This window comes from Roseateles agri (assembly GCF_034043675.1).
Classification (GTDB): domain Bacteria; phylum Pseudomonadota; class Gammaproteobacteria; order Burkholderiales; family Burkholderiaceae_C; genus KK5.
Genome location: NZ_JAXCLA010000003.1, coordinates 717,503 through 728,242, shown reverse-complemented (window position 1 = coordinate 728,242; position 10,740 = coordinate 717,503). Strand labels below are relative to the sequence as shown.

11 protein-coding genes are annotated in these 10,740 nt (G+C 66.6%); 1 reads left to right on the top strand and 10 read right to left on the bottom strand.

Annotated features, from left to right (window positions below):
* Position 1 precedes the first annotated feature (1 nt).
* From SNE35_RS11555 to cyoA, 7 genes are read right to left on the bottom strand one after another with little or no spacing between them, the layout of a single operon-like run.
* On the bottom strand, positions 2–550 hold the full coding sequence (locus SNE35_RS11555; protein WP_320423051.1) for a response regulator transcription factor: 549 nt from the start codon (positions 548–550) through the stop codon (positions 2–4).
* Positions 543–1,832, bottom strand: a complete 1,290-nt coding sequence (locus SNE35_RS11550) for an ATP-binding protein (RefSeq protein WP_320423050.1) — start codon at positions 1,830–1,832, stop codon at positions 543–545. Before SNE35_RS11550 ends, SNE35_RS11555 begins: the two co-directional genes overlap by 8 nt.
* Positions 1,825–2,478, bottom strand: coding sequence for an SURF1 family protein (locus SNE35_RS11545; protein WP_320423049.1), 654 nt, complete (start codon positions 2,476–2,478; stop codon positions 1,825–1,827). Before SNE35_RS11545 ends, SNE35_RS11550 begins: the two co-directional genes overlap by 8 nt.
* A 35-nt stretch (positions 2,479–2,513) precedes the next feature.
* Entirely contained in the window at positions 2,514–2,912 is a 399-nt protein-coding gene (gene cyoD, locus SNE35_RS11540; protein ID WP_320423048.1) for a cytochrome o ubiquinol oxidase subunit IV, read from the bottom strand.
* Positions 2,909–3,541, bottom strand: coding sequence for a cytochrome o ubiquinol oxidase subunit III (gene cyoC, locus SNE35_RS11535; protein ID WP_320423047.1), 633 nt, complete (start codon positions 3,539–3,541; stop codon positions 2,909–2,911). The genes cyoD and cyoC overlap by 4 nt, the downstream gene beginning before the upstream one ends.
* A complete protein-coding gene (cyoB, locus tag SNE35_RS11530; RefSeq protein ID WP_431312733.1) occupies positions 3,538–5,523 on the bottom strand; it encodes a cytochrome o ubiquinol oxidase subunit I in 1,986 nt (661 codons plus the stop codon). Before cyoB ends, cyoC begins: the two co-directional genes overlap by 4 nt.
* A gap of 17 nt (positions 5,524–5,540) precedes the next feature.
* On the bottom strand, positions 5,541–6,659 hold the full coding sequence (cyoA, locus tag SNE35_RS11525) for a ubiquinol oxidase subunit II (RefSeq protein WP_320423045.1): 1,119 nt from the start codon (positions 6,657–6,659) through the stop codon (positions 5,541–5,543).
* Between the two features lie 227 nt (positions 6,660–6,886).
* Between cyoA and SNE35_RS11520 the strand changes: the two genes are divergently transcribed.
* Positions 6,887–8,173: an MFS transporter gene (locus SNE35_RS11520; RefSeq protein WP_320423158.1), complete on the top strand. Its 1,287-nt coding sequence runs from the start codon at positions 6,887–6,889 to the stop codon at positions 8,171–8,173.
* Between the two features lie 72 nt (positions 8,174–8,245).
* Here SNE35_RS11520 and SNE35_RS11515 read toward each other — a convergent pair whose 3' ends face one another.
* From SNE35_RS11515 to trpD, 3 genes are read right to left on the bottom strand one after another with little or no spacing between them, the layout of a single operon-like run.
* A complete protein-coding gene (locus SNE35_RS11515; protein ID WP_320423044.1) occupies positions 8,246–8,920 on the bottom strand; it encodes a uracil-DNA glycosylase in 675 nt (224 codons plus the stop codon).
* Positions 8,917–9,711 (bottom strand): indole-3-glycerol phosphate synthase TrpC, encoded by a 795-nt coding sequence (gene trpC, locus SNE35_RS11510; protein ID WP_320423043.1) that lies wholly within the window; start codon positions 9,709–9,711, stop codon positions 8,917–8,919. Before trpC ends, SNE35_RS11515 begins: the two co-directional genes overlap by 4 nt.
* Complete coding sequence (trpD, locus tag SNE35_RS11505) at positions 9,711–10,736, bottom strand: anthranilate phosphoribosyltransferase (RefSeq protein WP_320423042.1); 1,026 nt, start codon at positions 10,734–10,736, stop codon at positions 9,711–9,713. The genes trpC and trpD overlap by 1 nt, the downstream gene beginning before the upstream one ends.
* Positions 10,737–10,740: the final 4 nt, after the last annotated feature.

The following is a 10,740-nucleotide window of genomic DNA, read 5'->3' as shown; positions in this document are numbered from 1 at the left end:
GCTACTTCACCTGCTGCTTGCCGAGTTTTCGTGCCAGGGTGCGGCGGTGCATGCCCAGGCGGCGGGCGGTCTCGGAGATGTTGAAACCGGTCTCGGCCAGGGTTTCGTGGATGCGCTCCCATTCGAGCGTCTTGATCGACGAGGAGCGGTTCGTCAGCTCGACCTCGGTCGTGCCCTCGGCGCGGCCGAAGGCGGCCTCGATGTCGTCGGTGTTCGAGGGCTTGGCGAGGTAGTGGCAGGCGCCGAGCTTGATCGCCTCGACGGCGGTAGCGATGCTGGCGAAGCCGGTCAGCACGACGATCAGCATGGCCGGGTCGTGCTCATGCAGCGCCTGCACGCAGGCCAGGCCCGAGGCCTCGCCGTTGAGCTTCAGGTCGACAACGGCGTAGCCGGGCGTCTGCTTGGCGAGCACGCCGTCAAGCTCGTCGCGGCTGGCAGCGAGCTGGACGAGGTAGCCGCGGCGCTCGAACGAACGCGCCAAGGTGCGCGCGAAGGCGGCATCGTCCTCGACGATCAGCAGGTGGCGGGGTTCGTCTGCGGCGTCATCCATCTTGGTCCGGTTCCAGGGTCAGCGAGGCCAGCGGCAGCGTGATCGTGACGACCGCGCCGGTGCCATCGGCGCGGTTTCGCGCCGTCACCGTGCCGCCCAAGGTGCGCGCCACGTTCATCACCAGGAACAGCCCCAGGCCGCCGCCGGGCCGTCCCTTGCTGGACTGGTAGGGCTTGCCCAGCGCGGCCAGCATCTCCGGCGGGAAACCGGGGCCGGCATCGGTCACCGCGAGCACCAGCGCTTCGTCCTGGCGCGTCACCTCGACGGACAGCCAGCGCGGCGAGGCCTCCTGCGCATTGTCCAGCACGTTGCAGATCATCTGCTTGACGGTCGAGTCCGCCGCCATCGGCAGGTCGTCGCCGAAGCGGTTGTCATAACGGAAAGTCCCGACGGCACGGGTGCCGCGCCATTCGTGCACCAGGCCGTCGATGAACTCGCGCACGGTCGTGCGTGCCGAGCCCTCGCCGCGCGCTTCGCCAGCCGACATCAGGATGCCGCTGACGATGGCCTTGCAGCGCAGCACTTGGGCCTGCATCTCGGCCACTTCCTGGATCAGTTCGGGGTCGGAGCGGAAGGCCGGCATGCGCCGCCAGTCGCCCAGGATCACGGCCAGGGTGGACAGCGGCGTGCCCAGCTCGTGCGCCGCGCCGGAGGCGAGCAGGCCCATGCGGACGATGTGCTCCTCCTCCGCCGCGCGCTGGCGCAGGCCGGCCAGGCGCTCGTCGCGCTGGCGCAGGTTGCGCGTGATCCGCGTGATCATGAAGACCAGCAGGCCGGCGCTGAGCACGAAGCAGATGAACAGGCCTTCCACATAGGGGCTGGCGAAACCGATCGCCAGGTCCTGTGGCAGGGGCAGCGGCTCGGCGAACAGCGCCAGGCCGGCGAAGCACAGGCTGGTGAGGCCCACGAGGATCCAGGTCGACGCTGCCTCCAACAGCACTGCGCCGAGGATCACCTGCAGCAGGTAGAGGAACACGAATGGGTTGCTGGCGCCGCCGCTGAGGTAGAGCTGGGCCGTCAGCAGAGCCACGTCCACACCCAGCGCTAGCAGCAGCTCGGTGTTGCTGACCTCGCGCTGGCCGTGCCAGCGCAGCAGGCTCGCGCCGTTGAAGGCCACCAGGCAGCCGAGCACGACCTGCATCAGGTCGATCGGCAGCGGGATGTCGAGCCCGCGATAGGCCAGCTCGATCGTGACGAACTGGCCCAGCACCGCGACCCAGCGGAGCTGGATCAGCTGCTGCATGTTCTTGAAGCCGGTGGTCTTGAGATCCGAATCAGGCATCCGCGGATTGTTGCCGCAAGACGACCGCGGCCCCGACCAGGCACATCAGCGCCAGGCCTGCCCAGGTGAGCGCATAGACGAGGTGGCTGTTGTGGAAGCTGATGACGGTGAGGCCGCCGATGGGCAAGGCTGCGCCGGCATCGAGATCGAGGAAGCGCTCGGAGCGGACGTTCTGCAGCCCCTGCTGCACGGCGATCGCCGCGACATCGCGCGAGAACCAGCGCCCACCCGCAGGATCGTTCTTGCGCAGGAAACCACCACCCGGCTCGCTGACCCGCAGCAGGCCGGTGAGCTGCACGCCACCCTCGGGCCCGGCCTTCACCGCCTCTCGCGATTCCGGCGGCACGAAGCCGCGGTTGACCAGCAAGCTCGTGCCGTCGGCCAGCGCCAGCGGCGTCATCACCCAGAAGCCCGCGCCCTTCTCGGTCACCGCCTGGGTGAAGACCTGAGCGTCGTAGCGGTAGCGCCCGGCCACGCGCACGTGCAGGTATTCGTCGTCGCCGAAGCTCGCCGGCAAGGCCACCGGCGCCGCATGCACGCGCTGCTCGACCTTGTCGATCAGCGCCAGCTTCCACGCCTGCCGCTCGACCTGCCAGACGCACAGCACCACGAAAATGAAAAAGAGCAGCGCCAGCAAAGCCAGCACCGCTCCTCGTTTTTTGCCTCTCACTGCGAGCGCGGTCAGGGCATGTTCTTCATGTCGGCCGGCGACATCGTCGGCATCATGTTCGCGTTCATGTGATACATGACCCAGATCGAACCCGACAGCGTGATCACGACGATCACCACGGTGAAGATCAGCGCCAGCATCGACCAGCCGCCTTCGCTCTTCGTGCTCATGTGCAGGAAATAGATCATGTGGACCACGATCTGCACCGCGCCGAAGAGCACGCACACCAGCGCCGTGGTGCTGGGCTTGTCGAAGACCTTGGCCATCACCAGCCAGAAGGGGATCGCCGTCAGGATCACCGACAGGATGAAGCCGGTGACGTAACCCTTGAAGCTGCTGTGCGGCACCTCGAAGCCATAGTCCTCATGGCCGTCGGCGTGGCCGTGCTCGTTGTGGTGGTTCGCGCTCATGCCATCGATCCCATCAGGTAGACAAAGGTGAACACGCCGATCCAGACGACGTCCAGGAAGTGCCAGAACAGCGACAGGCAGTACAGGCGGCGGCGGTTGGCGTTCGTCAGGCCGAACTTGCCCACCTGCACCATCAGCACGATCAGCCAGACGATGCCGAAGGTGACGTGCAGGCCGTGCGTGCCGACCAGCGTGAAGAAGCTCGACAGGAAGGCGCTGCGCTGCGGGCCGGCACCTTCATGGATCAGGTGCGCGAACTCGTACAGCTCGAAGAACAGGAAGGCCGCGCCGAACAGGCCCGTCACCGCCAGCCAGAACAGCATCGGCTTGACGCGGTTCTTCTGCATCTCCAGCACCGAGAAGCCGTAGGTGATGGACGAGAACAGCAGCATCGAGGTGTTCAGCGCCACCAGCGGCAGGTCGAACAGGTCGGCGCCCGATGGGCCCGCCGCATAGCTGCGGCCCAGCACGCCGTAGACGGCGAACAGGCAGGCGAAGATCAGGCAGTCGCTCATCAGGTAGAGCCAGAACCCGAGCAGGGTGCCGTTCTCGACGTGATGCTCTTCCTTCAGGTAGAAGCGCTCGCTGCCCGTGGGCGCGGCGGCGGTGTTGACGGTGGTGGTGCTCATGCTGCCAGCATCCTTGTGCGCTCGTCTTCAGTGCGGACGACCTCGTCCGCATGGATGTGATAGTCGCGCTTGTAGTTGAAGGTGTGGACGATCGTGGCGATCAGCGTCGCGGCGAAGAAGACGCCGGCGATCAGCCACATGTGCCAGATCATCGCGAAGCCGAACACGGTGGACAGGCCCGCCAGGATGATGCCGGCGCCGGTGTTCTTCGGCATGTGGATGTCGATGAAGCCGCTCGTCGGGCGCTGGTAGCCGGCCTTCTTCATGTCCCACCAGGCGTCGCTGTCATGCACGACCGGGGTGAACGCGAAGTTGTAGTTCGGCGGCGGCGAGGAGGTGGACCACTCCAGCGTGCGGCCGTCCCACGGGTCGCCGGTCACGTCCTTGAGCTTTTCGCGGTCGCGGATGCTGACGTAGAGCTGGATCAGGAAGCTGCCGATGCCCAGCGCGATCAGGAAGGCGCCGAAGGCAGCGATCTGGAACCAGATCTGCAGCGACGGATCCTCGAAGTGGCTCAGCCGGCGCGTGACGCCCATCAGGCCCAGCACGTACAGCGGCGCGAAGGCGAACCAGAAGCCGATCTGCCAGAACCAGAACGAGCAGCGGCCCCAGAAATCATTGAGCTTGAAGCCGAAGGCCTTGGGGAACCAGTAGTTGATGCCCGCCATCAGGCCGAACAGCACGCCGCCGATGATCACGTTGTGGAAGTGGGCGATCAGGAACAGGCTGTTGTGCAGCACGAAGTCCGCCGGGGGCACGGCCAGCAGCACGCCGGTCATGCCGCCGATCACGAAGGTCACCATGAAGCCCACCGTCCACAGCATCGGCACCTCGAAGCGGATGCGGCCGCGGTACATCGTGAACAGCCAGTTGAAGATCTTCGCCCCGGTCGGGATCGAGATGATCATCGTCGTGATGCCGAAGAAGCTGTTCACGCTCGCGCCGCTGCCCATCGTGAAGAAGTGGTGCAACCAGACGAGGTAGGACAGGATCGTGATCACCAGCGTCGCGTAGACCATCGACGCGTAGCCGAACAGGCGCTTGGACGAGAAGGTGGCCACCACTTCGGAGAACACGCCGAACACCGGCAGAACCAGGATGTAGACCTCGGGGTGACCCCAGATCCAGATCAGGTTCACGTACATCATGGCGTTGCCGCCGAAGTCGTTCGAGAAGAAGTTCGTGCCGACGTAGCGGTCCAGCGAGAGCAGGGCCAGCACGGCCGTCAGCACCGGGAAGGCGGCGATGATCAGCGTGTTGGTGCACAGCGCGGTCCAGGTGAACACCGGCATGCGCATCAGGCCCATGCCCGGCGCGCGCATCTTGACGATGGTCACCAGCAGGTTCACGCCCGACAGCAGGGTGCCGATACCGGCGATCTGCAGCGACCAGATGTAGTAGTCCACGCCCACGTCGGGGCTCGCCAGGATGCCCGACAGCGGCGGATAGGCCAGCCAGCCGGTGCGCGCGAACTCGCCGACGAACAGCGACATCATCACCAGCACCGCGCCGGACGTCGTCATCCAGAAGCTGAAGTTGTTCAGGAAGGGGAAGGCCACGTCGCGCGCGCCGATCTGCAGCGGCACGACGTAGTTCATCAGGCCCGTGACCAGCGGCATCGCCACGAAGAAGATCATGATCACGCCGTGGGCGGTGAAGATCTGGTCGTAGTGGTGCGGCGGCAGCACGCCGGCGTTGTCGCCGAACGAGATCGCCTGCTGCATCCGCATCATCGCGGCGTCGGCGAAGCCGCGCAGCAGCATGATGATGCCCAGCACCATGTACATGATGCCGATCTTCTTGTGGTCGATGCTGGTGAACCACTCGCGCCACAGGTAACCCCACAGCTTGAAGTAGGTCAGCGCGCCCACCACCACGGTGCCGCCCAGCGCCACCATGGCGAAGGTGACGAGCAGGATCGGCTCGTGGAAGGGGATCGCGTCCCAGCCGAGTCGGCCGAGCAGGAGCGTCTGGAAGTCCATGGTCATTCTTGGGCGGGTTATTGCTGGCGGGTCGCCGGCGCTTCATCAGCAGCCGAGACCTTCTGCGGCGGGGTGATCCCCTGCGGGTTGGCCGGCGTGCACAGCGCGGCCACGTAGGTGCGGCCCTTCTCGCCGGTACGCAGCTCGCTGATGCCCAGGCGCCGGCGCGTCGCCTCGTCCATCGAGGCGAGGTTGTAGGCGCCCGGCGCGCCGCCGATGCCGCCGTTGGCGTCGATGGCCATCATCTCGCTGGTGCACATCTTGTTGGCCTCGACGCAGCGGTCGTAGATCGCCTGGTACAGGTTCTTGTCCACCGAGGCGTAGCGGCGCACGGGCTCCTTCTCGCTCGGCTGGGCCAGCTTCAGGTAGGCGTCGCGCGACAGCGCGTTGCCGGCGCCTTCCGTCTTGTTCTTCTCGACCCAGGCGTCGAAATCGGCGTTGCTCAGGCCCAGGAAACGGAAGCGCATGTGCGAGAAGCCGGCGCCGCTGTAGTTCGACGAGAAGCCCTCGAAGTTGCCGGGCTTGTTGATCACCGCGTGCAGCTGCGTCTGCATGCCGGGCATCGCGTAGATCATGCCGGCCAGCTCGGGCACGTAGAAGGCGTTCATCACCGAGGACGCGGTCAGCTTGAAATGGATCGGGCGATCCACCGGTGCGGCCATCTCGTTGACCAGCGCAATGCCCTGCTCGGGATAGATGAACAGCCACTTCCAGTCGAGCGCCACCACTTCGACCTCCAGCGGCTTCACGTCGGCGGCGACGCGGCGCTCGGCATCGATGCGCTTGAGCGCGCGGTACGGGTCCATCGTGTGGGTGCTGATCCAGGTCAGCGCGCCCAGCGCGATGATGATCAGCAGCGGCGCGGCCCAGATGATCAGCTCGAGCTGGGTCGAGTGATCCCAGTCGGGGCGGTAATCGGCCTGCTTGTTCGAGGCGCGGAAGCGCCAGGCGAACCACAGTGTCAGCGCGATCACCGGCACGACGATCAGCAGCATCAGCACGGTGGACTGCACCACCAGCTTGGCCTGCTGGGCGGCGATGTCGCCGGACGGGTTCAGGACGACGGTGTTGCAGCCCGCCAGCAGAGCCGACAGGGCAATAGGCAACAACAGCGCCAGGCTGCGGAGTGTCTTCATACAGGCTTGCTGGGAAATGACTTGGGCGTTTTCAGGGAGGCGAGCAGAATCTACGCTCAAGCTGGCCGTTAGGGTATTGGACGTTTTGTCCTATGGCATCCACGGCCGACCAGTGCGATCCTGCGAACCTGAAGATCTGCAAAGACCGGAAAACCGGATTCGGAAGTTAAACGCGAGCAAGCACGATGTCCAGCATCAGCCACGACCACAACCTGTCGCCGCGCGATATGGAGCGCGAAACGCGCGCCCATACCGCCCATGACGGCATCAAGCCCAGCGAGATTGCCGTCGGCGTGATCATCGGCCGCGCCTCCGAGTATTTCGACTATTTCGTCTATGGCATCGCCTCGGTGCTGGTGTTCCCGGAAATCTTCTTTCCGTTCGAACTCCGCCTGGAAGGCACGCTGTGGTCCTTCGCGATCTTCGCGCTGGCCTTCATCACCCGCCCGCTGGGCACCGTGCTGTTCATGGCGATTCAGCGGCGCTGGGGGCGTGGCGTCAAGCTGACGGCCGCCCTCTTCCTGCTGGGCTTTTCCACAGCCGGCATCGCCTTCCTGCCGGGTTACGAGCACATCGGCCCCTGGGCCATCGCCCTGCTGTCGATCCTGCGCTGCTTCCAGGGCGTCGCCCTGGGCGGCTCCTGGGACGGCCTGCCCTCGCTGCTGGCGCTGAACGCACCCGAGAAGCGCCGCGGCTGGTACGCGATGGTGCCGCAGATGGGCGCGCCGATCGGCTTCATCATCGCCGCCGCTCTGTTCCTGTTCCTGCACTCGAACCTGGAAAGCGCCGACTTCATGGACTGGGGCTGGCGCTACCCGTTCTACGTGGCCTTCGCGATCAACGTGGTGGCGCTGTTCGCCCGCCTGCGCCTGGTCGTCACCAACGAGTACGACGTGCTGCTGGAGCAGAACCAGCTGGAGCCGGTGCCGGTGAAGGAACTGATTGCCAACCGCGGCTCCAACGTGCTGATTGGTGCCTTCGCCGCGCTGGCCAGCTATGCGCTGTTCCACCTGGTGACGCTGTTCCCGCTGTCCTGGATCACCTTGCACGCGACGCAGCCGATCAACGACGTGCTGAGGATCGAGCTGATCGGCGGCGTGCTGGGCATCGTCGGCACCCTGGCCTCCGGCTGGATCGCCGACCGCTTCGGTCGCCGCAGCACGCTGGGCGCGCTGGCCATCCTGATCGCCGTGTACAGCGGCTTCGCGCCGACCTTGCTGAACGCCGGCGGCCTGGGCGAGAACCTGTTCATCCTGATCGGCTTCGCGCTGCTGGGCCTGTCCTATGGCCAGGCGGCCGGTGCCACCTCGGCCAACTTCGGCCCGCGCTTCCGCTACACCGGCGCGGCACTGACCTCCGATCTCGGCTGGCTGATCGGCGCTGCCTTCGCACCGCTGGTGGCCCTGGGCCTGTCGGCCCACTTCGGCCTGGCCTACCTGAGCATCTACCTGCTCTCGGGCGCCGCCTGCACGCTAGCGGCACTGGGCCTGCACAAGTCGCAGATCAAGGACTGATCGCAGCACCGCCCTCTGCCAAATGAAAACGGCCACCTCGCGGTGGCCGTTTTCATTTGCGCTCTTATCCTGTCACAGACCGAAATCGATCGCCCGTCCCTTTTCGGCCAGCCAATGGGCGGCCGTCGAGAAATGCCCGTTGCCGATGAACGGCACCGGCGGCCGCGAGGCCGACAGCGGCGAGGGGTGGTTCGACTGCAGGACCAGGTGGCCATGCCCTTCGATCAACGGCGCCTTGGCCTGTGCGTGGGCACCCCACAGCATGAAGACCTTGGGCGTGGGATCGGCGGCGGCTGCGGCGATCAAGGCGTCGGTCAGTGCCTCCCAGCCGCGCTTGGCATGGCTGGCCGGCTGGCCATCCTCCACGGTCAGGCTGGTGTTCAGCAGCAGCACGCCGCGTTCGGCCCAGGCGCCGAGGTGGCCGTTCATTGGTGGCTGCTGGCCGAGGTCGCGCTGCAATTCCTTGAAGATGTTCTTCAGGCTGGGCGGGAGCTTGTGCAGATCGGGCTGCACCGAGAAGGCCAGGCCCTCGGCCTGGCCGGGGCCGTGGTACGGGTCCTGGCCCAGGATCACGACCCGCGTGTCGGCCAGCGGGGTCAGCCGCAGCGCGCGCAGCGGGTCAGGCGGGTAGATCGTCGCGCCGGCGGCCTCGCGCTCGGCGAGGTAGGCCAGCAGCCGCTTCCCCTCAGTGCTCGCGCGCCAGGCGTCCAGCACTGGCTGCCAGCCGGCATCGACGTGGAAGTTCATCCGGCGAACAGCCCGGCCAGCGCCGCGCCCGGATCCGGCGCGCGCATGAAGGTCTCGCCCACGAGGAAGGCGTTCACGTCCGCCGCGCGCATGCGCTGCACGTCGTCCTTCGTCACGATGCCGGATTCGGTCACCAGCAGCCGGTCCGCCGGCACCTTGGGCAGCAGGCCGATGCTGGTCTGCAGGCTCACCTCGAAGGTTCGCAGGTTGCGGTTGTTGATGCCGACCAGCGGCGTCTTCGTGTGCTTCAGCGCGCGTTCCAGTTCCTCGCCGTCGTGGACCTCGACCAGCACGCCCAGCTTCAGCGCATGCGCCACCGCCTCGAGGTCGGCCATCTGCGCGTCGTCCAGGCAGGCGGCGATCAGCAGGATGCAGTCGGCGCCGATCGCCCGGGCCTCGAAGACCTGGTACTCGTCGATCATGAAGTCCTTGCGCAGCACCGGCAGCTCGCAGGCGGCGCGCGCCTGCTGCAGATAGTCGATCGAGCCCTGGAAGAAGCGCTCGTCGGTCAGCACGCTCAAACAGGCGGCGTCGTGCTTGGCGTAGCTTTCCGCGATGGCTGCGGGCTGGAAGTCGGGCCGGATCACGCCCTTGCTGGGGCTGGCCTTCTTGATCTCGGCGATCACGCCGGCCTGGCCCGCGGCGATCTTCGCGCGCAGCGAGGCCTCGAAGCCGCGCACATCGTGCCGGCCCTCGGCCTCGTCGCGGACGCTGGCCAGCGAGCGATGCCGGCGCGCCGCGGCGACTTCCTCGCGCTTGACCTCGACGATCTTGTTCAGGATGTCGGTCATCAGAAGCCCCGCGTCACCGTCACGAACTGGTCGAGCTTGGCCCGTGCCTTGCCGCTGGCGATGGCCTCGCGGGCCAGCGCGATGCCGTCGGCGATCGAGTCGGCCACATTGCCCGCGTAGAGCGTGGCACCGGCGTTCAGGATCACGATGTCGCGCGCGGCGGTGGCCTCGTTGTCGAGCGCGCCGAGCAGCATGGCCTTGGACTCGTCCGGCCCGCTCACCTTCAGGCTGCGGTTGCTGACCATCGCCAGGCCGAAGTCTTCCGGATGGATCTCGTACTCGCGCACCTCGCCGTTCTTCAGCTCGCCGACCATCGTGGCGGCGCCCAGCGAGACCTCGTCCATGCCGTCCTTGCCGTAGACGACCACGGCATGTTCGGCGCCCAGGCGCTGCATCACGCGCACCTGGATGCCGACCAGGTCGGGGTGGAACACGCCCATCAGGATGTTGGTCGCGCCGGCCGGGTTGGTCAGCGGGCCCAGGATGTTGAAGATCGTGCGCACGCCCAGTTCGCGGCGCACCGGGGCGATGTTCTTCATCGCCGGGTGATGGTTGGGCGCGAACATGAAGCCGATACCGCAGGCCTTGACGCTCTCGGCCACCTGGGCCGGCGTCAGCATGATGTTGGCGCCCAGCGCCTCCAGCACGTCGGCGCTGCCGGTCTTGCTCGACACGCTGCGCCCACCGTGCTTGGCCACCTGCGCGCCGGCCGCCGCGGCGACGAACATCGAGCAGGTGGAGATATTGAAGGTGTGCGCGCCGTCGCCACCGGTGCCGACGACGTCCACCAGGTTCGGATGCGGCGGCACCGGCACCTTGTTCGACAGCTCGCGCATCACCTGCGCGGCGGCGGTGATCTCGCCGATGGTCTCCTTCTTGACGCGCAGGCCCATCAGCAGGCCCGCCGCGATCACCGGCGACATCTCGCCGCCCATGATGCGGTGCATCAGCGCCAGCATCTCGTCGTGGAAGATCTCGCGGTGCTCGATGACGCGGGTCAGCGCTTCGGAATCGGTGATGGCCATGGCT